The sequence below is a fragment of the Halorubrum yunnanense genome (assembly GCF_026586675.1).
GTDB lineage: Archaea > Halobacteriota > Halobacteria > Halobacteriales > Haloferacaceae > Halorubrum > Halorubrum yunnanense.
Map to the genome: position 1 here is coordinate 1 of NZ_JAODIX010000027.1, position 24,108 is coordinate 24,108.

21 protein-coding genes, 1 tRNA gene and 1 rRNA gene are annotated in these 24,108 nt (G+C 68.5%); 11 read left to right on the forward strand and 12 right to left on the reverse strand.

Features of this window, described 5'->3' with window-relative positions; all coding sequences use genetic code 11:
- Window positions 1-207: 207 nt before the first annotated feature.
- Together rrf and N5096_RS05695 are read left to right on the forward strand one after the other, a co-directional pair.
- Window positions 208-329, forward strand: a 5S ribosomal RNA gene (gene rrf / locus N5096_RS05690).
- 232 nt (window positions 330-561) lie between these two features.
- Window positions 562-637 (forward strand) — tRNA-Cys (locus N5096_RS05695).
- A gap of 148 nt (window positions 638-785) precedes the next feature.
- On the opposite strand, the gene N5096_RS05700 is transcribed toward N5096_RS05695, so the two are convergent.
- Genes N5096_RS05700 through N5096_RS05710 form a run of 3 tightly spaced genes read right to left on the reverse strand, consistent with a single transcriptional unit; the run spans window position 786 to window position 2,358 of the window.
- Window positions 786-1,586, reverse strand: a complete 801-nt coding sequence (locus N5096_RS05700) for an SWIM zinc finger family protein (protein ID WP_267663358.1) — start codon at window positions 1,584-1,586, stop codon at window positions 786-788.
- Window positions 1,587-1,629: 43 nt separating this feature from the next.
- On the reverse strand, window positions 1,630-2,136 hold the full coding sequence (locus tag N5096_RS05705; protein WP_267663359.1) for a PIN domain-containing protein: 507 nt from the start codon (window positions 2,134-2,136) through the stop codon (window positions 1,630-1,632).
- A complete protein-coding gene (locus N5096_RS05710; protein WP_089769501.1) occupies window positions 2,137-2,358 on the reverse strand; it encodes a UPF0175 family protein in 222 nt (73 codons plus the stop codon).
- 1,027 nt (window positions 2,359-3,385) lie between these two features.
- Here N5096_RS05710 and N5096_RS05715 point away from each other — a divergent pair.
- From N5096_RS05715 to N5096_RS05730, 4 genes are all read left to right on the forward strand, one after another.
- Window positions 3,386-4,228: a hypothetical protein gene (locus N5096_RS05715; RefSeq protein ID WP_267663437.1), complete on the forward strand. Its 843-nt coding sequence runs from the start codon at window positions 3,386-3,388 to the stop codon at window positions 4,226-4,228.
- 121 nt (window positions 4,229-4,349) lie between these two features.
- The gene (locus N5096_RS05720) at window positions 4,350-4,559 is read left to right on the forward strand and encodes a hypothetical protein (RefSeq protein ID WP_267663360.1); all 210 of its coding nucleotides are present in this window, start codon (window positions 4,350-4,352) and stop codon (window positions 4,557-4,559) included.
- A gap of 151 nt (window positions 4,560-4,710) precedes the next feature.
- A complete protein-coding gene (locus N5096_RS05725) occupies window positions 4,711-5,325 on the forward strand; it encodes a VOC family protein (protein ID WP_267663361.1) in 615 nt (204 codons plus the stop codon).
- Window positions 5,322-6,059, forward strand: a complete 738-nt coding sequence (locus N5096_RS05730; protein ID WP_267663362.1) for an alpha/beta hydrolase — start codon at window positions 5,322-5,324, stop codon at window positions 6,057-6,059. The genes N5096_RS05725 and N5096_RS05730 overlap by 4 nt, the downstream gene beginning before the upstream one ends.
- Before the next feature lie 32 nt (window positions 6,060-6,091).
- On the opposite strand, the gene N5096_RS05735 is transcribed toward N5096_RS05730, so the two are convergent.
- Genes N5096_RS05735 through N5096_RS05750 form a run of 4 tightly spaced genes read right to left on the reverse strand, consistent with a single transcriptional unit; the run spans window position 6,092 to window position 15,240 of the window.
- Window positions 6,092-9,331 carry a SpoVR family protein gene (locus N5096_RS05735; protein WP_267663363.1) on the reverse strand — a complete coding sequence of 1,080 codons (3,240 nt, stop codon included), beginning with the start codon at window positions 9,329-9,331 and terminating at the stop codon, window positions 6,092-6,094.
- Window positions 9,328-10,707 carry a DUF444 family protein gene (locus tag N5096_RS05740; protein ID WP_267663364.1) on the reverse strand — a complete coding sequence of 460 codons (1,380 nt, stop codon included), beginning with the start codon at window positions 10,705-10,707 and terminating at the stop codon, window positions 9,328-9,330. Before N5096_RS05740 ends, N5096_RS05735 begins: the two co-directional genes overlap by 4 nt.
- Window positions 10,698-13,163, reverse strand: coding sequence for a kinase anchor protein (locus tag N5096_RS05745; protein ID WP_267663365.1), 2,466 nt, complete (start codon window positions 13,161-13,163; stop codon window positions 10,698-10,700). The genes N5096_RS05740 and N5096_RS05745 overlap by 10 nt, the downstream gene beginning before the upstream one ends.
- A 1-nt stretch (window position 13,164) precedes the next feature.
- Window positions 13,165-15,240: a PrkA family serine protein kinase gene (locus tag N5096_RS05750; RefSeq protein WP_267663366.1), complete on the reverse strand. Its 2,076-nt coding sequence runs from the start codon at window positions 15,238-15,240 to the stop codon at window positions 13,165-13,167.
- A gap of 409 nt (window positions 15,241-15,649) precedes the next feature.
- Between N5096_RS05750 and N5096_RS05755 the strand changes: the two genes are divergently transcribed.
- Window positions 15,650-16,360: a DUF1028 domain-containing protein gene (locus N5096_RS05755; RefSeq protein WP_267663367.1), complete on the forward strand. Its 711-nt coding sequence runs from the start codon at window positions 15,650-15,652 to the stop codon at window positions 16,358-16,360.
- An 8-nt stretch (window positions 16,361-16,368) separates the two neighbouring features.
- Here the strand turns inward: N5096_RS05755 and N5096_RS05760 are convergent, their stop codons facing one another.
- The gene (locus tag N5096_RS05760; RefSeq protein ID WP_267663368.1) at window positions 16,369-17,214 is read right to left on the reverse strand and encodes an endonuclease/exonuclease/phosphatase family protein; all 846 of its coding nucleotides are present in this window, start codon (window positions 17,212-17,214) and stop codon (window positions 16,369-16,371) included.
- A 534-nt stretch (window positions 17,215-17,748) separates the two neighbouring features.
- Complete coding sequence (locus tag N5096_RS05765; protein ID WP_267663369.1) at window positions 17,749-18,231, reverse strand: RNA-binding protein; 483 nt, start codon at window positions 18,229-18,231, stop codon at window positions 17,749-17,751.
- 133 nt (window positions 18,232-18,364) lie between these two features.
- Between N5096_RS05765 and N5096_RS05770 the strand changes: the two genes are divergently transcribed.
- The 3 genes from N5096_RS05770 (at window position 18,365) to N5096_RS05780 (ending at window position 19,870) form a co-directional block, all read left to right on the forward strand.
- Window positions 18,365-18,970, forward strand: a complete 606-nt coding sequence (locus N5096_RS05770; protein ID WP_267663370.1) for a 2Fe-2S iron-sulfur cluster-binding protein — start codon at window positions 18,365-18,367, stop codon at window positions 18,968-18,970.
- 121 nt (window positions 18,971-19,091) lie between these two features.
- Window positions 19,092-19,415, forward strand: a complete 324-nt coding sequence (locus tag N5096_RS05775) for a hypothetical protein (RefSeq protein ID WP_267663371.1) — start codon at window positions 19,092-19,094, stop codon at window positions 19,413-19,415.
- 128 nt (window positions 19,416-19,543) lie between these two features.
- Window positions 19,544-19,870, forward strand: coding sequence for a NifU family protein (locus N5096_RS05780; RefSeq protein ID WP_092566548.1), 327 nt, complete (start codon window positions 19,544-19,546; stop codon window positions 19,868-19,870).
- A gap of 154 nt (window positions 19,871-20,024) precedes the next feature.
- Here the strand turns inward: N5096_RS05780 and N5096_RS05785 are convergent, their stop codons facing one another.
- Window positions 20,025-21,476 carry a DUF402 domain-containing protein gene (locus N5096_RS05785; RefSeq protein WP_267663372.1) on the reverse strand — a complete coding sequence of 484 codons (1,452 nt, stop codon included), beginning with the start codon at window positions 21,474-21,476 and terminating at the stop codon, window positions 20,025-20,027.
- Entirely contained in the window at window positions 21,473-21,886 is a 414-nt protein-coding gene (locus tag N5096_RS05790; protein WP_267663373.1) for a DUF7532 family protein, read from the reverse strand. Before N5096_RS05790 ends, N5096_RS05785 begins: the two co-directional genes overlap by 4 nt.
- A 152-nt stretch (window positions 21,887-22,038) precedes the next feature.
- Here N5096_RS05790 and N5096_RS05795 point away from each other — a divergent pair, with 152 nt between their 5' ends.
- A complete protein-coding gene (locus N5096_RS05795; RefSeq protein WP_267663374.1) occupies window positions 22,039-23,049 on the forward strand; it encodes a PrsW family intramembrane metalloprotease in 1,011 nt (336 codons plus the stop codon).
- Between the two features lie 19 nt (window positions 23,050-23,068).
- On the opposite strand, the gene N5096_RS05800 is transcribed toward N5096_RS05795, so the two are convergent.
- Window positions 23,069-24,049 (reverse strand): ROK family protein, encoded by a 981-nt coding sequence (locus N5096_RS05800; protein ID WP_267663375.1) that lies wholly within the window; start codon window positions 24,047-24,049, stop codon window positions 23,069-23,071.
- Window positions 24,050-24,108: the final 59 nt, after the last annotated feature.

Below are 24,108 nucleotides of genomic sequence, written 5' to 3' on the forward strand. Positions count from 1 at the left end.
CAAGGCAACGAGGTGTTGAGTCCACGAGTACTAACAGACCGAAGCCACAATCATACGGCACTGACACCACACTCGGTTGAGTTCAGGCGGTAACTGGATCGCACGTATACACGGTCGGCTGATCGAGAGATCAGAGCCACCGACACAGGCGTCTCTCGCCGCTCGTGAGAGCGGAGAGAGGTTCGGTTCGAGTCCGAGCGTCGGCGTGAAGGCGGCCAGAGCGGTGGGGAAACACCCGTACCCATTCCGAACACGGAAGTTAAGCCCACCAGCGTACCGGGAAGTACTGGAGTGAGCGATCCTCTGGGAACCGCGGTTCGCCGCCTGCCCATTCATACTTTCATCCTCGTAGCCCACTCATAGGAGCGATTGCTCCAGAATAACTCGGCCCACGTTCGTCTCCGCCCGATTCGGCTCGGTTCAGTTCACTCCGAATCGACGGACCGTGTCGTCCACGAACCTGACAGTTTGCGAACACGCATGACGCCCGGAAGCGACGGTTCCCACCAACCGGTGTGCGACCGCTAGGCTTAAACGCTCGACTGCGGTACGTCTGATAGCGCCAAGGTGGCAGAGTCTGGTCAGACGCAGCGGCCTGCAGAGCCGCCCAACGCCGGTTCAAATCCGGCCCTTGGCTCTCACACGTTACCCTAAAGCCCAAGACGATATTATCTTGGCACGTCCCTCTTTTCCCATCGGAATATCAGGAATACGACAATCCTACTTGAGTGGGTTGTCCAGCCGGATTCGCTCGTGTTGTCGTATCTTGACTGAGAACGTCACCGTCATCGCCGCTCTTCGAGAGCGTTGAGCGCACGTCGGAACTGCTCCTCGTTGATCCGCGGTTCGGACATCGCCTGTGCTTCGAGTGCGCCTGCGTATTGTTCGAATTCGCCGTCGCTTGGGTCGGCCGCGAGCACGCAGTCGACGTACCCATCGAGCGCAGACTGCAAGGCCTTGGCGTAGTGATCGTATGCGGCGTCGATGCGGCCGTGGTTGTCGTCGATTCCCTCGAACAGCGCACGGTAGACGGTCACAGCCGCCCGGTAGCGCTCGCGCTCACGGTACTGCTCGGCTGATTCGAAGAAGTGAGAAAAGTCGATGGCTTCCGTGACGACTGGATAGTCCTCGGTGTGCTGGTCGAACAACTCCTCGATTCTCTCGCGGTACGCTTCGACCGACTTGTGGTCGTCGCCGAACCGTGCGAGAAACTGCTCACGCAGGTCCGGGTTTTCGGCAAGTGCATCGCGCACGAACGCGCGTAGGTCGTCGGACGAGACATCTTCGATAACCCTTTCGACGTGTTCGCTCTCGTCTTGGGGCGGATTAGCGACGACGTCCAGTAGCACCGCGACGACGTGCTTACACTCGCCCGCTCCTTGGTAAGGACACGTACACCGCGCATCGACGGTGTTTTCGCCCAGTTCGACGGTCACGTCGTACAGACTCGATCCCCGAACCGCAGCTGTAACCACGTCGCCAAACCGTTCGATTCGCTGAATGCGTCCTTCATCCCGGTAGTTCCGTCCGCGCTCGAACACCGCGTCGGTACAGGTCTCCCGGATGTTCACGTTCTCGGGGTCCATGGCTGTAGAACGCTTCTTTAACCCGTTTTACCAGTCTGCAGCCCTATTTGTCTAGTAGTTCGGTGACGCTCTCGACGGGGGCGTAGTAGCCGCGTTCGTCCCGCCAGACCTCCAGCCATTCGTCCGCAGTTTCGCTGTCGATACGCTCGCGTTTGATGCCGAGGACGAGGAGGCCTATCGATCCAGTGACTGGAACATCCAGTTCTGTCGAAAGACGGCGTGCTGCGAGGTCATCAGTGGCGATCGTCCCGTCGCGTTCAACGGCTCCCCGCAACGCTTCCGTTTCTCCTGGATCAAGTCGCTCATGGAGGCTCACCCTTCCTATTTCGGGTGGAACGTCACTGACTGCCAGTCCGTTGTCGAACGCCTCGACGGCGCTGGTCAGATACTCGTGACCGTGTTTGAATCCCCGTTCAATCTCGTCACGGACTGCGGGTACTACGATCGGAGCTTCGAGTAGGTGAACGAGAAATTCGACCGAGGTCGTGCTGGCGAAATTACTGATGACAGTTGCGTCGAGAAAAACCGGTTGCGGGTAGCCGTCCGGCATCTATTCGTCGAGGTCGAGTGCAACGTCGATCTCGCGCTGTAACTGGTCGTCAGTTCGTGGCCCGTAGAGCGACGTGAAGCCAGCGTCTTCCAGCACTTCTTCGAACTCCCACCGGGACAGTCCGGCCGCTTCGGCAGCACGTCCGAGCGAGAGGTCGCCGAGAACGTACCGACCCACCGCGGTCGCAAGTTCGTCGGAGGACTCGCTACTGGAAGAGGCCATCGTACGTAGTTATCGGATCCACGGACCTAATAATCTATCGTGGGACGGGGCACTCATCGACTCACCGGGTTGCCATCCACATAGCAATCTAGGACAAAAGTATTGATTCATCCGCTATCTGGGGCGATCTGACGATAATTCACTTGATGTGATGGTTTATTATACTTAAAATACTGCCTTAATTCGGGCCCTTGGCTTTGTTTTGTTACGGAGAATTGAGGAGAAAGCCTCGCCGTTCACAGCGGGGATGAATCCGACAAACCCTCCACGAACCACGTTCGGCGTACCGAAAAGATGTTTTAAGTAACCTGAGACGTATTTGATGCCAACCGAGGCGGTCCACCCGCCCCACTAATCGGACAATATCGGGATTCCCTCATTTCAAGCGGAAGACACCCTCTTCCGTGCCGAAATAGGGTGTAGGCAGTCAGAAGTACCTCCGAATCCCATGCCGGGATAGGAGTAACGGCTGGTTGGCACAGCCAGTAGCCGTCATCGAGGCGTCTACAAACCTTCAACATCCCAACCCAGCGGTGCGGTGCCGTGGGAATCTTCGCCCTTCAGGGCGGAGAGGATGTCAACACCGACGGACCTCACAGGGGCAGGTCCGAACTCGCGTTGAGCCCAATTAGAACGGTCCGGTCCTCCCCTCGTGCCTCGACGACGACCTTGGCTGGCTTCAGACGCCAGCGAGCGACAGCAACTCTACTTGCCCGCCTGTTCGACTGAACACCTGACGATATCGCTCGTGACCTCGTCGAACACGACTGCGATCGGTCCGCTGTCGCGCTCGTCCGCGACCGGCCACCCGCGACGACGGGGAAAGCACTCCAACGACGGTCGGCGAGCTCGCGCGCCACGCCGCTGGCACCGCGCGGTCGGAGACGCCGTTCTCGGACCCGTCCGCGTCCGTCGTCTGCCGGTATCGTCGGGAGAGAGCAGTAGCGCGTTCCGGCCGTCCCGGTGGCTCGGCTTAGTAACCGTTATACACCGGGTGACCCATCCTGAAACCATGCAACGACGCGCTGTGGCCGTGTACGTCGCGCTCTTCGTGCTGATCGCGGGCGGAGCGGGTGTTCTCACCGCGACAGCCGATAGCCCGGAGATCGGCTTCGAAAACCCCGACTACGTGGTCTCGGACGGTGAGACGGTCGATATCGAAGGCCAGGAGTACACCGTCCAGATCTCCGAAGTCGAGGAGAGCGGCGGTGGCGGTCACGGCGGCGGTGGCGGCGGGGCCTCGCTCGTGGCGACGATCGAGCGCGAGGTGACCGTCGAACAGTCCGAGGCCTGGGCGAACGAGTCGACGGTTCAGGTCGGCGAGCAGGAGTGGCGCGTGGAGATCACGGGTGAGGACCCGAGCGAGTTCACGCTCGTCGAGGTGCCCGACCGGCAGGCGATCCTCGAAAGCGACTCGCAGGCCGACAACGAGACGGTCGAGCGTGACGACGGGGAGTACGTCGTCGTCACCGAGGACGGCGAGTCGACGCTCGTCCCGGTCGACGAGTACTTCCCGGCCCCCGAAGAGCAGTCGTACGCCACGGGCGACTCCTTCGCGTACGGCGACCAGACTGTGACTGTCGACGAGATCACGGCGGGCCAGGCGGTGCTCGTCTGGGAGGCCACGGAGACGGAGTCGATCGAGGTCCAGGACGAGGGGATCGTCACGCTCGTCGAGACGGATCTGGTCGCGCACTTCGCGGACTCATCGACCCTCCACCTGTCGAGCGACATTGAGGCGTACGAGGCCCAGGTCGCACAGATCGAGCAGTTCGAGCAGTACAACAGCGGATTGGCGCGCGTCTTGGTCCTCACGCTCCTCTCCTCGGTGCTCCTGCTCGGGGCGGCGTTCATCCCCTCGCGGTACTGAACGCCCCCTGCTCTGACTCGGACGCCTCTCGCTGCTCTCGTTCCCTTTCGATCGCCTCTCGTCACCCATAGACCGAGACGGCGATCGACACGCTACCTGTGTCGCGCTCGTTGTACGAGACATGAGTTCGACCCGAGAGAAGGTGCGACAGCTCGCCTCGCACTGGGCCGCGATGTTCCTGCTGATGATCGCTGCGCTGTCGCTCGTCGAGCGAGTCGCCGGCGCCCCCGGGCTCCTGCCCTCGCTGGGGCTGGTCGTCGCCGTCGCGACCGGCTACCCCTACGCCGTCCGGGCGCTCGGCGTCGCTCCACCGATCTGGCGGTGCTCGTGATCGCCTCGTGCGAGCCGATCGCGCGTCTCTCCGTGACACTCCCTTCCCCCGACGATCGCGTTCCAGACCGCTTTACGGCGATAACACCGATGTCAGTCGATCACCCGATGGTCACTTTCCTTTTTATACGCACTCGTCTCGTAGGAACGGTATGAGCGACGAAAGCGCGGCTCCGGTCACGACGGAGCTTCCGGACGCACCGATCCACACCAGCGGCACCGACCACATCACGGTCTGGGGGAGTAACGAGGCCGACACGATCGCCTTCTACCGCGACCTGCTCGGGATGCCGCTCGTTCTCCGGCAGCCGAACCTCGACGACCCCTCGCAGACCCACCTGTTCTTCGACACCGGCGACGGCCGCATCCTGACGTTCTTCGTGAGCGACGACCGCCCCTCGGCCCGCGGCCAGCGCGCCGGCACCGGCGCGGTCCACCACCTCTGTTTCAGCGTCGAGCCCGACGAGTACGAGGATATCATGGCGGCGCTCGAGGAGGCCGGCAAGGGGTACAACGTGTTCGACCGCGGCATCTTCCACTCGATTTACACCCAGGACAACAACGGACTCGTCATCGAGCTCTCCGCCGACAAGTACGAGATCCCGGACGACCGCAAGGGGGAGGTGCTCGCGACGGCCCAGCGCCTCCGCGAGGAGGACGGCGCCGACTTCGCGCAGGACCGCCACATGAAGGGCGCCTTGGAGGAGCTCGGCCTCCCGGTGAAGGAGCACGACCTGCCCGACGCGGACGCGGGCGTCGGCGTATGAGCGGTCGGACGCCCCACGCGGGCGACGACCCTCACGCCGACGAGGGGCTAGTGAGAGCCGGGACGCGCCCCGCCGAAGCCGACGCCGCGATCGTCCTCGTTCACGGCCGCGGTGCGACCGCCCGAAGCATTGTCGACTTCGGCGAAGAGGTCGCTGGTGACGGGGACGTCGCGGTGTCGCCGTCGGCTTCGCCGCCGGCTGTCAGAGAGACCGCCGGTCTCTCGCTACTCGCCCCCCAGGCGGCGGCGAACACCTGGTACCCGAACTCCTTTCTCGCGCCCGTCGCGGACAACGAGCCCGGCCGGAGCTCCGGGCTCCGCGCAGTCCGCCGTGCGGTCGAGACGGCGACGACTGCGGGAGTCCCCACGGAGCGCGTCCTCGTCGCCGGCTTCTCGCAGAGCGCCTGCCTCGCGAGCGAGTTCGTCGCGCGAAATCCGGCCCGCTACGGCGGGCTCGCGGTCCTGAGCGGCGAGTCGGTCGAGGTCGACGACTACGTCTCCCACCCCGCGGCCGCCGTCGACGGAGACGCCGCCGAACCGCTCGCCGGGACCCCGGCGTTCCTCGGGTGTAGCGACGTCGACCCCCACATCCCGGAGGAGCGCGTCCAAGAGACGACCGCGGTGCTGGAGGCGCTCGGCGCGGACGTCGACGAGCGGATCTATGAGGGGATGGGTCACGGGATCAACAAGGACGAGACGGACGCGGTGGCCGCGCTGGTCGCGTCGCTGTCGTAGAGGCGCCGCGACCGGGCCGGCGTGTCACTCTCTCACGCCAGCCAGTCGTCGGGCTTGGTGTCGTAGTCGACCTCGTCGGCCTCGATCCGCTCGCGGATCTCCGGGTCGAGGTCGTGTTCGGTCACCTCGCCGCCGTCGTACTGGAACCGCACGCCGACCTCCTCGCCCTCCGGCTCCGCCCCGCGACGCTTCGCGCGACGGATCGCCTCGTCGGAGTACTCGACCCGGATCGTCGCGAGGTTCACGGGGCGGCCCCACAGCTCGAACACGCGTTTGAGCGTCTCCTTCGCCGACGCCTCGTCGATCGCGACTCCGTTGAACCGGTGGCCGAGCAGGAGCTCGCCGCGGTTCCGGAAGTTGCCGTCGAGCACGACGACCGTCGGCTTCCCGAAGTTCGTGAACTGCAGGAGGAGCTTCCGTCTGACGTCGTCGGCGTCGACGCTGGCGACCCGGTGCTCCTCGGCCGTCCGGCTGTACTCGTAGGTGAAGTAGTTCCCCTCGCGGACGAACTCGTCGGTGAGGAACGCGTCGATGAACGTGACGTCGTTGTGGCTCTCGCGCACCTCTCGCATCCGGTCCCAGCCGGCCGTCCGGTCGACGTCGGCGAGCGCCTCGTCGACGCTCCCGTACCGGTCGACGTCGAACATGTACCGGGCGCGCTCCGCCAGCGTCTCCCGCGAGACGTTGCGCAGCGCCCCGCGGTGTTCCGGCCGCGAGAGGACGTAGTGGCGCTCCGCGAGCCCCTCGCGGGTGAGGAGCTTCCAGGGGTAGCGTTCGATGTCGGGGCCGTCGTCGGGGCCGGCCTCGTCGTCGGTCCGCGCCGACAGCGCCCGGTCGACGGCTTCGGCGTCGACCCGCGGGTCGCCGTCGGCGGCGAGGTCGGCCAGCTCGTCGAGCGTCGCCGGGCCCGCCCCGGCGATCGCGGGGTGGGGCTCCAGCGCTTCGGCGACCTCGTCGAGGTCGATCCGCGAGTGGAAGTTGTCGGCGGTCACTCCCTCCACGCGCAGCAGCCGGTCGATCACGTCGCGGCGGGCGGCCCGCAGCTCCACGTGGGTCCACAGCTCGAAGCCGAGCTTATACGGGTTGAGCCCGGGCGAGCCGAGCACCCGCGCCATGTGGTCGGCGTACGTGAGGAACTCGTCGGGGCCGGCGAACCCCTCGCCGCCCATCATGGTAGACTCCCAGTACGAGTTGTGGTTGATGAATCCCGCACCCGCGTATCGGTGAGTTTCCTCCACGGAGATGTCGTACACGTCTCCGGTTCCCTCTTCGACGCTTACGACCTCGTCAGTCCATTCCTCGGCTTCGAACCACGCGAGCTCGTCGAGATACTTCTCGAGTGCTTCGTCCTTGGAGGAGTAGCCGAACCCGATCTCCGTATGGAACCGATCAACGGACTTGCCGGTCAGATGAACGTGGAAACAGCCGTCGGACTGCTTTCGACGGCGTGAGAGGATCCCGAAGTTCGTCAACAGTAGCTGGACGACCTTCGAGACAGACTCGCTCTTGCTGCTGAGGATTGCCCCTCGGTCCCCGGCGTATCCGTCAGCATCGAACAACCCTCTAAGGAATTCGCTCACGACCGGTTTCGGCGATCGAAGGATTGGCTTCGGGACGACTTTGTCGGCGGCACCCGTTCGCAGATCGAACCACTCCGTGAGCAGCCGAACCAGATTCGCGGAGTAGATGTACGTCCGCCATCGCGACCCGTCTTCGGAGACGGTCGGAGAGACGCCGAACAGTTCGTCAGCCAATCCGGCGAACTCCTCCGCTTTGGCCTTCGAGCCGGACGTAAACCCGACCTGCTCGGACGCTTCCGAGACGTGTCCGTCTCCGACCAGTAACCCGAGGAACCGTCCGAGTTTCTCGGACACCTGATCGGGAACGGCGATGATGTCGCTCTTCGCGACGCTCTGATTCTCCCCATCGTACGACGTCAGTGCTCTCTCGATGGTCTCGGATTTTTCCGCACGGCCCGTCTTACGATAGCGCATAACGGTCCAGATCGAGACGCCCGCCTCGTCGGCCACGTCGTTGAGCGTGGTGTGTTCCGGATGCTGCCAATCGATACCGACGTAACTCGTCGGCCAGAGACCGTCACCTCCTGATATCTCGATCTCGTCGCCTTTCGAGATATCTCGTAGCTCGACCCAGGAACCGTCTGGTTTCCGGATCCGGTGGTTGTCGGAGCCGCGTAGTTCGAAGCCCCGTCGGGTCTCGATCGAAACGGTGTCATGATCCGAAATGACGTTTGAATCGTAGGCGGCTCGCACCCCGTCACCGTCCGATACGGCGGGGAGATCATCGACGACCTCGCGCATCGGCAGGAGTCCCCCTTCGGTGAAGACGGGGGTTTCGGGCGCGACACAGGCCCACCCCTCGTTCATCACCTTCGTCTGCTTCTGGCCCGCGAAGTAGTACGCCTCCTCCCGGATCGCGTCGACGACGGTCGTCTCCCACGGCTCGCGGTCGACCGCCTTCCCGCTCTCGGAGTCGTACCGCTTCCCGTGGTCGCGCAGGAACGCGAGCACGTCCGGGCGCGGCTCCTCCGGCTCGACCCCCTCGCCCCGCGCTTCGAGCCACTCGTCGTCGAACACGTCCCGGCGCACCTCCTCGGAGAGGTCGAGGTCGGCGACCCGCTCTTCGATCGCCGCCAGCGGGTCCTCGTCGGCGTCGTTCACGTCCTCGGCGACGCCGGGCTCTTCGACCGACCGAGCGGCGTCGACCGGGCTGTGCTGGTCGATCGTGTCCTCTAACGCCGTCACGGCGTCGATCAGGCGCTCGACCTCGTCGCGGTCGACGTCTGCCCGGTCGGCGATCGCCGCGATTCTGTCGGCGTTGCGCTCCAGCCGCGCCGCGGCGTTCGGCCCGCCCTCGCCGCGGTCGGCGTACAGCCCGAACCAGCCGTTGTTCGCGAAGAAGTCGGCGTGCGCCTCAACGTGGGTGATCACGGCCTTCTGGTCGGCCGCCGAGTTGGACTCCTGGAGGAACGCGTGGCTCGGGTCGTCGTTGTTGACGATCTCGAACGCCTTCCCCAGCCCGTGGCGGTCCTTCTTGTACTGTCGCTCGTAGTTCATCCCCCACCGCCAGTGCGGGTAGCGACGCTGGAAGCCGCCGTACGCGATCAGCTCGTTCATCTCGTCGTGGTCGACAACCCAGTACCGGACCGGGTACGGCTCCAGCCCGAGCCGCTCGGCGAGCTCGCGGGCCGCCGCGGCGGGCTCGTCGAGGGACTCCGCCTCGCGCTTCGCCTCGACGCGCTCGTCTCTCATCGCCGCTCACCTCCTCCGTCGGCCGCCGCCCCGCCGGCGGTCGCGTCGCCGTCGCCCTCGGCCTCGGTACTGAGGATCTCGTAGATGGCGTCGGTGACGTCGGCGGGCTCCGACACGCGAGCGACGGCGACGTCGTCGGCGTCGCCGAGCGCGTTCTCGACCTCGTCGGCGTGGCGCGCGTTCGGCGCGGCGCCGCCGGGCTGCGTCTCCACGTACGCGTGGAGGTTGGCATCGATCGACTCCATCAGCGGGATCACCGAGTCGGTCGTATCGCTGCCGGAGTTCTCGGAGTCGCCGGCGGCGAAGACGTAGCGGTTCCACTCATTGTACGGGTACTCCTCTACGATCTCTTCGACCAGTTCGTAGGCGCTGGAGATCCGGGTGCCGCCGCCCGACTGGATCCCGAAGAACTCCTCGCGGTCGACCTCCCACGCCTCCGCGTCGTGGACGACGTACCGGAACTCAGCGGCGTCGTACTTCCCCGTCAGGTACCAGTCCATCGGCGTGAACACGCGCTCGACCAGTTCGCGTTTCGTCTCGCGCATCGAGCCGGAGGCGTCGCGCACGTTGACGACGACGACGTTGCGCTCGCGCTTCTCGATCACCTCCGGGTGGCGGAACCGCTCGTCCTCCCGGCGGAAGGGGACGCTGTCTATCCCCTCCCGGCGGATCCGGTGGCTCACCGGCTCACGCTCGACCTCGTCGTCGAGCGCGTCGAAGCTCTCCCAGCGGTCGAGCGCCATCACGGGCTCGCCGCGCTCCTCGGCGAGCGTCGCCGCGGCGTCGGCGACCCACGCCCGCGAGACGGGTACGCCCTTCCCGCGCGCCCACGCGAACGCCTCGTCTACGTCCGCGCCGGCGACGAACAGTCCCTCCCGGACGTACTCCCCGTCGAAGTCGGTCGCGAGGTGGCGCTTCAGCCCGCGCTTGAAGAACTCGTCGACGTCGAGGGTGCCGCGCGGACCGGCCCGCGCGGTGTCGGTGAAGTCGCCCTCCACCTCCTCGACCACCCGCTTCCCCTTCGGCTCGAGGTCGAGCCCGAGCGCCTCGTCGAGCTCTCTCGCGAACTCCTCAGGGTCCATCTCGTAGTACTCGTGCTCGCCCCCCTCCTCGCCGGGGTCGCCGTCCTCGTCGCCGTCGCCCGGCTCGGGGTCGACCGGCTGACCGGGTTGCGGCTGGCCGCCCTGCCCCTGCCCGACCCCGCCGGCTTCCCGCTTGTCGTACTCGAACTCGGGGAGGTCGACGATCTTCACCGGAATCTTGACCCGGTCCGGGCCGGACCCGCCGAGGTCGCCGTGGCTGATGAACTCCGAGAGGTCCCCGCGGCGCTCCTCGCCGACCTCGCGGAAGCGCTCGCGGTCGTCGGTCAGTCCCACGAGACGTCACCCCCGTTCTCGCCGCTGCGGTCCCGCCCGCCTCGCCGGGCCCCCTCGTCCTCGTCGGCGGCGAGGTCGGCCCACTCGTCGCGGGCGTCGCGCATCACGGCGCGGCTGGTCAGCTCGGCCGACGCGGGGCTGTAGCCCCGGTCGACGAGCCGCTCGATCGTCGCCGTCTTCACCCGCGCCGTCTCGGTGTCGGCCGGCGGATCGGCCCACTCGGCCGGGTCGAGATCGGGGAAGCGACGCTTCACGTCGGCCAGATCGTTCGCGTCGAGTACCTCCCGGAGCTCGGGGATCTCGCCGAGGTCGACGTCGTCGACGCTGAACTCATCGCCGCGGTTTCGCCACGCGTACCGGGTGAGCGCCCGGATCACGCGCTCCCGGCGGAACTCGGCCACCCCTCTCGTCGGGTCGGTCCCGTAGTAGTCGTCCTCGTCGAACCGGCCCAGCGTCTCCGTCTCGAACACCTTCATCACGAGGGCGTCGGGCTCCTCGGGCCCGCGCTCCGTCTCCACCGGCTCGTCAGCGTCCCAGGCGTAGACGTGTTCGACGTACTCGGCCACCGTCTCCTCCGCGACGGTCGCCTCCGCGAGGGCGGCGTCGATCACGTCGGCGCGCTGTCGCTCGCGGACGCGCGCCGCCACCGGCGCCCTCCGGCTCTCGAACTCCGCGACTTCCGACCGGGAAAACAGCGGCGCCGCCGAGAGCCCCTCGGCCATCGCGTCGAGCACGTCCGTCGGCGTGACGACGCGCTCGACCGGCAACTCGGAATGGCTCCGGTCGCCGTCCGACCCCAGCAGGTCGGCGACGACGTCGCGGGTGTACGTCACCGGGATCCCGTTTCGCCCGTCGCCGTCGCCGAAGTCGACGTCGTCGATCGCGATCCGCTCGTCGTCGCCGTCATCCCGCTCGCGTCTGAGCTCTCCGGTCTCGTACAGCTCCGCCTTTTCGACGAGGCCGAGATCGGCCGGCAGATCCTCCGCGTCGAGCCGACTGACGACCGCGTACAGCGCCGCCGCCCCGACCGCGTGGGGGGAGAGCTCCCGCTGGGTGACCGTCCCGTCGTCGCCGCGGACGTCGATCGTCAGGCCCGCGGCGCCGGGCTGGTCGGCCGGGTCGCGCTCGGGATCGGCGTCCGGGTCGTCCCCGGGGCCCTCGCCGCGCTCGTTTGCCTCCCCCTCAGTCTCCGCCTCGTCGACGCCGTCGACGGTCGGCACGCCGCGGACCCCGCCGACCTCGCGGCGGAGCAGCTCCGACTCCAGCCGCCGGTTCGTCAGGTAGCGGAACTCGTGGCGGGTGAGCCGTCGCTTCAACGCCTTCAGGGGGTCGGCGCCCTCGCGCTCGGCGTGGCGGTCGAGCTCTGCGTCGAGGTCGGGGTTCGAGATAACGATCAGCTGCGTGTCCAGGTCCATCCCGATCCCCTTGTCGAGCTTCACGCGGCGCTCATCGGGGACGTTGAGCAGGCGCCGGAGCAGGTCGGCGTGCTGGCTCGCGTCCTCGACGACGGTGGCGACGCCGTTGCCCTGCGAGAGCACGCCGTCGTAGCTGAACGCCTGCGGGTTCTTGCGCCCGCGCGAGTCGAGCTCGCGGAGCATCCCGCCCATCCACGAGCCGACGAGCCGCTCTTTCGGGGTGCCGTCGTCCTCCGCGTGGAGCACGCCGACCCCCTTCCCGACGTCGACGACGTAGCTCGTCACGCGGAGGTGGTCGCGGTCGGTGATCGCCGAGAACAGGTCCCGACGCCCCTCGTCGCGGTACGCCGACTCCAAGTGGTCGTACGCCTCACGGCTGAACGGGTCGAGGTCGACGTCGGCCGCGATCGGGTAGGCGTCGTCCTCGACGCTCTCGGCGATCGACTCTCGGACGTCCTCGGGGAACACCGAGAGCGGATGCGCCTGCACCGGGCTCCGGTACCACGCGCCGGCGTCGCCGCCGTCGCCGTACGAGAGCGACGCGGCGCCCGCGCCGTCGACCCCGCTCCCCGCGCCCGTGACGTTCCACTCGACAGTGTAGCGACGCCCGGCCTCGGTCTTCGAGAACTCCCGGAGCCCGTTCACCAGGCACCGCTTGAACTCCGACTTCCCGGTCGCCGTGGGGCCGTCGATCCAGACGATGGTCTCGTCGTTGCCGCGGCCCGACGCGGCGGCCCGGAGATCGTCGACGAACGCGTTGAGCGCGGCGGTGTTGCCGAGGACGGCGTGTTCGCCGTCGTTGAACGGGTCGTCGAAGAAGCGGTACCGCTCTAGGCGCTCGCCGCGCTCGCGGACCTCGCGGGTCCCTTCCGACTCGATCGCCGCGAGGACGTACCGAGCCCCGGAGGCGGCGGCGACCGGGTTCTCCAACACGCGGTCGACGTACTCGTCGAGGCTCATCGGCGGGTCGTACGCGCCGCGCAGGGTCTCGTCGGCCGCTCGCACGAAGCGTTCGCCGTCGGATCGGTCGCGATCGTTCATCTTAGTTCCCGCCGTCTTCGATCTCCGAGCGGGCGACGGCGGCGCCCGCGTACTCCAGCACCTCTGCCGCGCCGTCCTCGGAGTAGCCCCGGTCGACGAGGGCGTCGACCCAGGCGCTGCGCTCCTCGTCGTCGAGGTCGGTCGCGGAGACCAGCGCGGAGAAGTTGATGTTGTGCTTTTTGTCCTCCCACAGCTTCCGCTCCAAGGCGCGCCTGAGGCGGTCGTTCTCCCGCGGATCGAAGCCGCGCCCCTCCCGGGCGCGCCGAGAGACCCAGTTCGACACCTCCTGCCGGAAGTCGTCTTTCCGGTCCGAGGGGACGTCGAGCTGCTCTTCGACCGCGCGCATGAACGTCTCGTCGGGCTCCGTCTCGCGGCCGGTGAGTTCGTCGTCGACGGTGGCGTCGTCGATGTACGCCATCACGTGATCCATATACTTCTCCCCCTGCCGGCGGAGCTCGTCGACGTCGTACGCCAGCGCGTGCCGGACGTCCTCGATGGCGCGCTCGCGGTACTCCTCTCGGACGGTCTCCAGCAGGCGCTCGTAGCGGTCGAGGTCCTCGGCCGCGATGGAGCCGTGGCCGCCGAGGTTCGCCTCGAAGTGGTCGAAGACGGACAGCGGCGAGAGGTGCCCCCGGTCGCGGTGGGTCGCGTCCATGATCGCCTCCGCGATCTCGTCGCCGATGAACCGGGCGGAGACGCCGTCCATCCCCTCGCTCACGTCGGCCCGCTCGGCGGCGTCCTCCCGCAGCTTCCGGCGGTCGATCTCCTCGTCTTCGAGCTCGCCGTTGTACACCTTCGCCTTGTCGAGGAGGCTCACCGTCTCGTCGGTGGGCTCCTCGAGCCGGGTGAGCACCCCGAAGAGCCCGGCCATCTCCAGGGCGTGCGGCTCGACGTGGACGTTGGGGACGTCGGCGTTGTCGAGCATCTTCTCGTAGATATTCGCCTCGCTACCGTACTCCAGCACGTAGGGGTAGTCGATTCGCTTGGTGCGGTCGTTGAACGCCTCCATCTTCTCGTCGCCGGTCTTCTCGCGATACTCCGGCATATTCGTCCGGCCGACGATGACCTGGTCGATGTCGATCCGGGGGTTGTTCTTCGGCTTGATCGTCGACTCCTGGGAGGCGTGGAGGAAGTCGTAGAGGAACTCCCGCTGGAGTTTCAACAGCTCCTCCCCGGAGAACAGCCCGCGGTTGGCGTTACAGAACGCGCCGGCGTAGTCGAACGCCCGCGGGTCGGACTCCCCGTAGACCGCGAGCTTCGCGTAGTTGACGTCGCCGGTGAGCTCCGTCTCGTCCTGGTTCTTCTTGTCTTTCGGCTCGAACGTCTCGATGCACTCCCGGCGGTTCTCGTCGGCGACGAGCCGGACGACCTCGACGTGCTCGTCGAGTACGCGCCGGAGGTCGTCGTCGTAGTGCGCGAGCAGCTCGTTCAGGTAGAACTCCGAGGCCGGGTCCGGGTGCTGGTCGTTCCGGAGGGTGTACGGGGCGTCGAGCCGCTCGTTGAGGTCCTCGATGACCTCCTCGCGCTGCGGGCGCGGGAGGAGTACGAGCGGGTCCTGGCTCATCGGCGAGCGAACCGCGTCGTCGCCCGGGTCCTGGTCGTCGATCACCGAACAGAGGTCGACCCACCTGAAGGTGTACATCCGGCCGGCGTCCTCGCGGGTGTACGCCTCGAAGTACCGGCGAGTGAGCCAGTCGAAGTGCGACTTCCCGGAGCCGACGGGGCCCAACAGCAGTTTGATGCGCTTCTCGGGCCCGAGCCCGCGGGCACCTGACTTCACCTTGTTGACGAACTCGTGGATGGACTCGTGGACCTCGCGGCCGTAGAAGACGTTCTCGCCGTCGTGGAGGGGATCGTCCGCGGCGAGCGCGTACTCCACCACGCCGCGTTCCTCGTCGTACCGCGTCCCGTAGTGGTCGAACATGTCGGCGACGCGCTGGTGGGCATTCCGCGCGATGCGCGGCTCCTCGTACAGCGCGTCGAGGTACCAGTCGAACGAGCGGGGTTCCCGGAGGTCGTCCGGGACGTTCGTCCGGTACTCCTCGCTGAGCCGTTCGAGCGTGTGTCGTTCTGACATTGTATCACGTCTCTCGGACGGGCGAACGGTCTCGACCGGACCACGCGTTCGGACGCGCGCCGAGTGGACGCGCGGCTCTCCGTGCCGGAACGAACGGCTCATCGAGCCGCGAACGCCGCCGTCGTCGAGGGGGACCCGCCGCGGGTCGCCGTTTCGCCCGTAACCGAGGCTATATGTATGGGAGGGATTCGCACTCATAAGTGTGTCGCCAGTTCACACGCCCCACGCGCTCGCGGACCGCCCCGCGCTCTGCGGTTTTTGCTCCCGCGAGCCGGCCGCAATCGGCGTGGAACGGCCATCGGGGTATGAGCGCCCGGAGCCACGCCCAGAGCCACGCCCGGAGTCGCGCCCGACTGGAACCGTCGCTCCCGGTGCGGGGTCTTTTCCCGGTCGCCGTCCCACTCCGGGTGTGACGTTCAGCATCTGCGTTCGCGAGCGGTACACCGACGAGGACGGCGACGACCAGGTCCGGTACGGCGTGGCGGTGACCACCCGGCTGCCGGGGGTCGGCACCCTCTGTCCGTTTGCGTCGTCGGACGGCGCGGTGGCCACGCAGTCGCTCGTCAACGTCGAACTCGGCCGGAAGGGGATCGAGTACCTCGGGGACGGGCTCGCGGTCGACGACGCGCTGGAGGCTCTTTTAAATGCCGACGACGAGAAGCCCCAGCGCCAACTCCACGGCGTCGACGCCGACGGGACGTTCGCCTTCTCCGGCGACGAGTGCCGCGACTGGTACGGCCACGTGGCCGGCGAGAACTACACCGTCGCCGGCAACCTCCTCACGGGCGAGGACGTGGTCGACGACACCGCGGCCGCCTACGAGTCGGACGCCCACGGCGACGCCCCGCTCGCGGAGCGGCTGATCGACGCGCTCGCGGCGGGCCACGCCGCGGGCGGCGACAAGCGCGAGGACTTGGAGGTCCAGTCCGCGGCGCTGATCGTGCGGAACACCGAGGAGGACGTCGACGACCCGTACTACAGCGATCTCCGCGTCGACGCGAGCGAGACGCCGGTCGTCGACCTCCGGGAGACGTACGAGACGGCGAAGCGCGGCTACGAGGCGGCCTTAGAGAAGTACGCCGACGAGATGGATGGGGGCGGCGAGACTGACGAGGAGTAACGCCCCGTCTACGGTGACAGCCGCGTCAGGATCGGAAGGTGGTCCGACGGGTACCGCCCGCGGTCGTCGCGGTCGGTGAGGGTCCCGAACGCCTCGACGTCGAGGTCGGGCGAGACGAGCGCGTGGTCGATCCGGCGCCCCCCGATCAGCCGCGCGAAGTCGGTGAGGCTCGTCTCCGGGCCGTGCCGGAGGTCGGCGGCCGCGGCGGCGTCGCGGAGCGCGACCCGGTCGCCGTCCGGCTCCTCGGAGCCCTCTCGGTCCGCCTCCGGGTCGTCGCCGAGGAGGATCCGGTGCGGGTCCGACCCCGGCGTGCAGTTGAGGTCGCCGACGAGCGCGACCGGGAGGGACACGTCGCGCCCGTCGGCGCCCGTTCCGGTTATCTCCGGGAGTCGCTCGCGGAGCAGCCGGGCGGACCCGCGTCGCGCCTCCGCGCTGACGTGATCGAAGTGCGTGTTGACGACGAGGAGCCCGGCCTCGTCGCCGACGGACCGAAGCCGCGCCCACGTCGCGATCCGCGGGTGGGCGGCGTCCCAGCCGGCCGACTGCCGGTCGGGGGTCTCGGAGAGCCAGAACGTGTCGCTGTCGGCGACCGCCCAGCGGTCGGCTCGGACCCCGATCGGACACCCCTCGCCCTCGCCCCCGGTCCCTCGCCCCCGCCCGACGAACTCGTAGCCCGGGAGTCGTTCGCGGAGATCCGCGCGCTGCTCGGGAAGCGGCTCCTGAAAGGCGGCGACGCCCGGGCGGTGGAAGCGGACGAGCCGCCCGATCGCGTCGCGGCGGTCGTGCCAGGCGTCGTGGTGGTCGCCGCGGTTGGCGTAGCGGACGTTGTAGCTCAGCACCCGAATCGCGGTCATTACCGTGAGCGTCGCGGGCGAGGAGATTAAAACACGTGGGGCGATCGCGAGTTCGACGGATGCGATGTTGACTCTCCACTCGCTTGTTTATAAGTTGTCGCCGGTGGCTCTTTGACGAACGTCTCCAAAGCCCCAGCCGCTCGCTTCTAATCGGTTGCTGGTGGATCGACAGTGAACACCTCCAACGGGGGAGCCGCCCTCGCGGCTCCCCCTTTGGGTCCCACCCCGCACAGCACCGCCGGAAGACGGTCGCCTCGCTGCGCTCGGCGCTGCGACTTCCGTGATCCCGCTCGCTCCCACCGGTCGCCCGCGGGACCGCCGCCTTACACCTCCCCAACCTCGTCGCCGGCGCTGCGCACCGGCTGCCAGAGGCGCGAAGCGCCTCGCTGCCGTGGCCGCCGGTGACGGCCGCGGGCTCCCTCGCCCGATGTTCCTCGCGGCCTCTGGCCGCTCGGAAGCGCACGCCACCGCCCTCGTCTATTTATAAAAGGGCGCCACGACCGCTCTCGGCATTTATAAATGAATCCCGCGCGCTCACGCCGAGAACTCGTACAGCTCGTCGCCGACGTGGTGGATGGACTCGACGACCTTCCCGCTGTCCCCGACCATCTCGTCGCCGTCGACCATCGCGCGGCCGACCGCGAGCACCTTCTCGTGCGTCTCCTCGGCGACCACGACGAGGTCGCCTTCGCGGATCTCCCGGTCCGCCTCGACGATTCCCGGTCGCATCACGTCGGCGCCGTCGGAGACGAACGAGATGGCGCCCGCGTCGACCGTGACGATCCCGGTCTCGGGCTCGTAGTCGTTCGCCCCCCGGACGGTGAGGAACGGCTCGTCGTCGTCGACGTAGAAGACGGCCGGCTCGCCGTCGACCAGAACGAGCTCGTAGTTCGCGTCCACGAACTCGACGAACTCGAACGTGTCGCCGTCGATGTCGACGCCGAGGTGGTCGGCGACCGCCTCGCGGATCGCCGCGATGTCGTCGCTCCGGAGGTGGTGCCGAGATTTCACTTCCATGGGCGTCCAGTCGACCGCTCGGCCGATAAATGGTCCGTTCCGTGACGTGGTGGCGCTCCAATCCCCGCACCGCGGCTCTCACGCGGTTGGACCGATCAAAACGGCCTTATGCCACCTCTCCATATCGTCTGGTATGCTCAACCCGCTCATCGCGAACGTCGCGAACACGCCCGCGATCGTTCTCGGGGCGATCGTGACGCTGCTCGTCGTCTTCGTTAGCAGCCTGAAGGGGACGGGGTGGGAGACCACGACCGACGTCTCGGACGAACTGCTCGAACGCCGCGCGTCCGCGGTGCCCGAGACCGAATTCCCCGAGCCCGGAAACCGCGCCGTCGGCGGCGGCGGCGGCGGCGGGGCGATCCCCGCCGGCGGCGCCGAGGGCGAGGAGGGCGAACTGGAGGACGGCAGCGCCGCCGCGTCCGGCCCCGGCGACGTCCCCGAGGACGAGGTCGAGTACTTCGAGGTCGAGTTCGTCAAGCAGGGCGAGACGGTCGAGCTCTCGAACGACCAGCCCATCCTCGAACAGGGCGAAGACGAGGGGTGGGACCTCCCGTACGCCTGCCGCCAGGGCCAGTGCGTCTCCTGTGCCGGTCAGATCACGGACGGTCCCTCCGAGGACTTCGTCGAGCACGACGACCAGCAGATGCTCGAGGAGGGCGAGATCGACGACGGCTACACCCTGACCTGCGTGGCGTACCCGCGCGACTCCTTCAGCATCGAGACGGGCGAGGCGCCGTAGCTCGTCTCGCGCGTCCCGATCGTCGCACCGTCCGTCTGTTCCGCTCTTTCGCTTTCCCCATCTCCCCCTTCGCCCCGCCCGCTCGCGACACCCTTTTTCGCGTCTCGCCCGAACAATCGGTATGGCAGTCACCACGGCCCTCGGCGGCGCCGCCGTCCTCCTCGTCGCGGCCGCGGCCGCGCTTGTCTACCGCGACGCCGCCCGCGTCGGGGTCGACCTCGGCTCGCCCGCGCTGTGGGGCGTCCTCCTCGTCGCCACCTCCGGCGTCGCCCTGACTACCGCCCTGCTCGTCCCCGACGCGCCGCTCCCCGGCGTGCTCGTGGTGGCCGCGCTCGGGCCGCTCCTCTACCTCCTCGAACGCGACGACTCCGTGCACGGCGACGACCCCGCCGACCCGACCCGCCTCCCGAGCGACTCGGAGCGCGCGGACGACCGCGACGAGTGACCGGCGCGTAACCGAAACCGGCCCCACCGCTCCGTTCCCGCGGGATCGACGGTGACACAGTTCGTTTCGTTTCTTCAGCCGCCTCGGAAACCGCAAGCTTCCATAGGCTCGGGTGCCAACAGTCGGCAATGAGCGACGAGAGCCTCGCGGACCGAGTCGAACAGTGGATGGTCGGGCAGATGCCGATCATCCAGATGCATGGCGGCACGAGCGTCGTGCGCGAGGCGGACCCTGAGAGCGGCGAGGTCGTCGTCGAACTCGGCGGCACCTGCTCCGGCTGCGGCATCTCCAACATCACGGCCGACAACATCCGGCGCGACCTGATCATGGACTTCGACGAGGTCGACAACGTGACGGTGCGGACCGCCTCCTCGGGCGATCAGGGCGCCTCTACCGTCGAGGGCGGCCGCGGCGGGGAGCTGAAACACGAGACCGAGTCCGCGAACCACTTCTGAGGCGCCGGTTCTGCGGGGAAAATTATCCCCCACCGACGCTTCCTTTTCTGCTCTCGTCTCCGCGATCCGGCCCGCTACAGCGGCGTGAACGGAAGCGACGCCAGCGAATCAGGGCCGTAGTCGAGCGCATCGGACTGGCTGATTCCCTCCGGCGTCATTGGAGCGCCTGTTCCAGCGCGGACGCGACGCTCCGCGCCTTCTCCGCCAGCGGCTCCGGCACGTCGCCGGTCGCCGTCGCGTCCCGGAGCTCGTCGTCGTCGAGGCGCTCGACCCGACCGTCCGGCCGCTTCACCACGTCGACGTGGAGGTCCACGTAGCGCGCGGCGTCCGGGAACACTTCGACCGGAGTGCAGACGTTGACGTAGGTGCCCCGGACCGTCCCGTCGCGCCCGCGGTAGGTGGTCGGATACCACCACCGGCCCTCCTTCAGGCTCGTCTCGGCGACGTCGCCGGCCTCGCGCGGCGTGCCGAGCCCGTCGTAGCTGCCGCCGCCGGTCATCTCGCGCTTGACGGTGACCGACCCGTCGGCGTCGACCGCGGTCACCTGCCCCTCGCCCAGCGTGATCAGCCGCCCGTCGGGCTTCCCGTGTTCGAGCCGGAGCGCGTCGCCCTCGGCCGGTCCGAACGCGTCGGCCACGACCCCGAACGGGAACGCGGCGTTCGGGTCGGGCTCGCAGAGCGCCTCCGCGAGGTCGACCCCGGCCGAGGCGTCCGCCGACCCCGCCTTCACCCGGTGGTGGCCCGGCATCGTCGCCGTCGCCTCGCGCCGCCGGTCGTCGAGCGCGAACCGGCTCTCCCGGCCGAACCAGACCCAGGCGCCCGCGTTCGGCGACGCGATCGGGTCGTCGCGAACGAGCGTCGCGTCCTCGAGGACGCCGATCCCGCCGGCCGCGTCGACCGCGTCGTCGAGCCCCTCGGCCGCCGCGACGGCGCGCTCCAGCCCGGCCGCCAGCGCCTCGGTCCCGGCGTCGACCGCCGGCGGCTTCCAGACCGCCCGCCACCCGTCCGGCGGCTCCAGCCCGAGTAGGTCGAGCATCCCCGCCAGCTCCCGGCCGGCCTCGTCGTCCCGGACGCCGACCCGGGTGCCCGAACCCGGCTCGAGCGCGACGAGCCCTCCGGCGGCGCGCAGCGACCCGTCCAGCTCGGGGCGCCGGTCCGTCCACGGCGCCGCGGACGCGTCGACCCGCACCCGGACCGAATCGCCGGTCTCCACGCGGTCGTCGACGCTCCCGTACGGCAGGTACCCCTCCGCGGTGGCGCCGCCCCCGGTCCGAAGGCGCACCACCGCCCCGCCGCCGAGCGTCTCGGTCACCTCGCCGTCGAGGACGGTCCCCGGCGGCGTCGGATCGGCCCACGCCAGCGCGTCGAGGCCGACGCCCTGGAGCCGGTCGCGGAGCGGCCCCACCGCCTCGGGATCGCCGCGGATCCCGACGCCCTGTCGGTCGCTCGTCGTCTCGATCCGGACGTCCGGGGGCGCGTCACCGAACTCCGCGTCGAAGCGCCGACGGATCGGCGGCGACGCGTCGACGACCTCGTGGCCCGCGTCGAGTAGGAGCCGCGTCAGCGTCGTCGCGTAGATGCCGCGGACGCGGACGGTCGCGGTCACAGCTCTTCCGGGTCGCGCGCGAAGCGCGCCCGGCCGTGGACCGTCTCCCCGAGCGAGAGCTCCACGAGGACAGGGCGCTCGCCGCCGCCCTTGCTGTCGTCGGCTTCGGCGGCCCGCAACACCCGGCCGCCCTCGACCGGGACGCCCCACCCGTCGAGCGAGAGGTAGCCGCGGAGGTCGCTCCCGTGGGTGAACAGGTCGATGTCCGCGGTCGGGTGTTCCTGCGTCTCGGCCGTGCTGTGGGCCAGCTCCATGTCGGAGTAGTAGGGCCCGGAAGAGGCGAAAAAGCCCCGCAGGCGGTCGGCGTCCTCGGCGACCAGCTCGGCGACGCGGTCGGAGGCGCCCGCGATCGCGTCCGCGTCGAGCCCCGCCTCGCGGAGCGCCCGCTGGGTCCTTCGGTCGAAGTGCATACCTTCTCTTCGGGCGCCGCGGTTTCAATTCTACCGGCTCGGGGGCGTCCCGCTCGGGGTGCCCGGTCGGGACGCGGCGACCGACCCGGACGTGGCGACGGATCGGCGCCGTCCGGCCACGGGTTAAGTCGCCCCGGACCGAACCGAACCGTATGCCATCTCGGTCGGACCCGGTTGAGTCGCGCGCCGACGACGACCGCGACCTCTACGACGTCGCCACGTGGGAGGAACGCACCTCCCTCGACGGCCTCTCAGTCGCGCTGTACTGGCTCATCACCCGGTCGGCGAAGGGGCTGGTCGTGCTTGCCGCCTTCCTCGGACTGCTCGCAATCCTCGGGTCGTTCGGCCTCGGCCTCGTCTTCGACCCCGCGGTCGCGATGCTCGTGGGTCTCTCGGCGGTCCCGGCGTTCGGCCTCGCCGCGTACGTGTACGTCTCCGACGTCACGACCGCGGAGCCGCTCTCGCTGCTCGTGGCGACGTTCCTGCTGTCGATCCTCACGGCGACGTTCGCCGCGGTGCTCAACGGCCGCCTACAGCCGTTCTTCTCCCCGCTCGGCTTCCCGGGGCTCGTCCTCTTCTTCTTCCTGGTCGTCGGTCCCGTCGAGGAGACGGTGAAGCTGCTCGCGGTTCGGCTGTACGCGTACACCGACGACCGGTTCGACGCCGTCGTCGACGGCGCGGTGTACGGGGCGATCGCCGGGCTGGGCTTCGCCGTCATCGAGAACCTCGTGTACATCGCCCGGACCGTCGAAATGTCGGAGCTGACTATCGGGGTCGCCGTCCTCGGCGCGGGCGACGGGATCGCGGCGCTGCGCGCGCTTGCGGGCCCCGGCCACGTCGTCTACTCGGCGTTCGCGGGCTACTACCTCGGCCTCGCGAAGTTCAACCCCGAGAACCGCGGCCCGATCGTCGTGAAGGGGCTCGTCATCGCGGCCGCGATCCACGGGCTGTACAACACTCTCGTCGGTCCCGTCACCTCCGTGATCCCGGCGCTCACGCCTCTGCCGCGGCTCGCGACGCTGTTCCTCTTCGTCGTCCTGTTCCAGGGCGCGTTCGGCTACGTCCTCCTCCGGAAGATCCGGCGCTACCGGGACGCGTTCCTAGAGACGCGGGACGCGGTCGACCCGGACGTGAAGCCGGAGCTCACGGAGTTCGAGGACTGACGGCGACTGCGCGACCCGCTCACCCGCTCGGCGACTCCGCGCGCGACCGGTCGCCCGTGCCCCCGGTGAGCGCGCTCGCGAGCGCCCCCTTCACCACCACCTCGTCGCCGAGATCGGTGAGCCGGACCTCGGGGACGTTGATGAACACCATGTCCGCGAGCTTCTCGCGGATCGGGTCGAGCACGAGATCGGGGTTGTTGAGCGCGACCGCGCCCCCCACGCTCACCACGAGCGGGGCGTACGCGTGGATGACGTTGGCGACGCCCATGGCGTTCCAGTGGGCGACTTGGTCGATCACGTGGTCGGCGAAGACGTCCTCGCCGGCCGCCCCGAACACGTCGACCGCGGAGAAGTCCGGGTCCTCGATCGGCAGCGACGTCTCGATCGGGTCCTCCGCGTGGAGCTCGCGGGCGTAGTTCGGGATGTTGTTGCCGGAGCAGTACCCCTCCCAGTGGCCGTCGAGGCCACACCCGCAGGTCATGAACCCGTGCGGGTCGACGGTCATGTGCCCGACCTCGCCGGCGTTGCCGTCCCACCCCGAGAGCACGTCGCCGTCGACGGCGACCCCCGCGCCGATCCCCGAGGAGATCGTGAGGTACACCATGTCGTCGGGGTTACGCTCGGAGTGGAACCGCTCGCCGATGACGCCCGCGATGGTGTCGTTGTGGAGGTAGACCTCGTCGGCGTCGAGGAGCTGCGAGACGGGTCCGACGAGCGGGATCCGCTCCACGGTGTCCGGGAGGTTCGCCGGTCCCTGCACCACTCCGGCCGCAAGGTCGAGGGGGCCGATCGAGCCGATCCCAGCCGCGGCGACCTCCGTCGGGTCGATCTCGGCGTCGGCACACGCGCCCCGAACGGCCCCAAGCACGGCTTCGGTCACGGCGATCCCGTTCGGGCCGCGGGGGGTTCCCCGCTCGTCGGAGCCGAGGATCGTCGCCGCGCCGTCGCCGACGACCGCCCGGACGTTCGTCGCCCCGAGGTCGACGCCAACGTAATACATCGGGTAAAAACGCGGACCGGTGTCACTTAAGCGGGACGCTTCCCGAGGCGGTTCGCCGC

Coding starts and splice junctions, on each gene's coding strand:
- N5096_RS05700 (WP_267663358.1), bottom strand. CDS start 1,586: ATGGACCCCGAGAACGTGAACATCCGGGAGACCTGTACCGACGCGGTG.
- N5096_RS05705 (WP_267663359.1), bottom strand. CDS start 2,136: ATGCCGGACGGCTACCCGCAACCGGTTTTTCTCGACGCAACTGTCATC.
- N5096_RS05710 (WP_089769501.1), bottom strand. CDS start 2,358: ATGGCCTCTTCCAGTAGCGAGTCCTCCGACGAACTTGCGACCGCGGTG.
- N5096_RS05720 (WP_267663360.1), top strand. CDS start 4,350: ATGAGTTCGACCCGAGAGAAGGTGCGACAGCTCGCCTCGCACTGGGCC.
- N5096_RS05725 (WP_267663361.1), top strand. CDS start 4,711: ATGAGCGACGAAAGCGCGGCTCCGGTCACGACGGAGCTTCCGGACGCA.
- N5096_RS05730 (WP_267663362.1), top strand. CDS start 5,322: ATGAGCGGTCGGACGCCCCACGCGGGCGACGACCCTCACGCCGACGAG.
- N5096_RS05735 (WP_267663363.1), bottom strand. CDS start 9,331: ATGAGAGACGAGCGCGTCGAGGCGAAGCGCGAGGCGGAGTCCCTCGAC.
- N5096_RS05745 (WP_267663365.1), bottom strand. CDS start 13,163: ATGAACGATCGCGACCGATCCGACGGCGAACGCTTCGTGCGAGCGGCC.
- N5096_RS05750 (WP_267663366.1), bottom strand. CDS start 15,240: ATGTCAGAACGACACACGCTCGAACGGCTCAGCGAGGAGTACCGGACG.
- N5096_RS05760 (WP_267663368.1), bottom strand. CDS start 17,214: ATGACCGCGATTCGGGTGCTGAGCTACAACGTCCGCTACGCCAACCGC.
- N5096_RS05765 (WP_267663369.1), bottom strand. CDS start 18,231: ATGGAAGTGAAATCTCGGCACCACCTCCGGAGCGACGACATCGCGGCG.
- N5096_RS05770 (WP_267663370.1), top strand. CDS start 18,365: ATGCTCAACCCGCTCATCGCGAACGTCGCGAACACGCCCGCGATCGTT.
- N5096_RS05775 (WP_267663371.1), top strand. CDS start 19,092: ATGGCAGTCACCACGGCCCTCGGCGGCGCCGCCGTCCTCCTCGTCGCG.
- N5096_RS05780 (WP_092566548.1), top strand. CDS start 19,544: ATGAGCGACGAGAGCCTCGCGGACCGAGTCGAACAGTGGATGGTCGGG.
- N5096_RS05790 (WP_267663373.1), bottom strand. CDS start 21,886: ATGCACTTCGACCGAAGGACCCAGCGGGCGCTCCGCGAGGCGGGGCTC.
- N5096_RS05795 (WP_267663374.1), top strand. CDS start 22,039: ATGCCATCTCGGTCGGACCCGGTTGAGTCGCGCGCCGACGACGACCGC.
- N5096_RS05800 (WP_267663375.1), bottom strand. CDS start 24,049: ATGTATTACGTTGGCGTCGACCTCGGGGCGACGAACGTCCGGGCGGTC.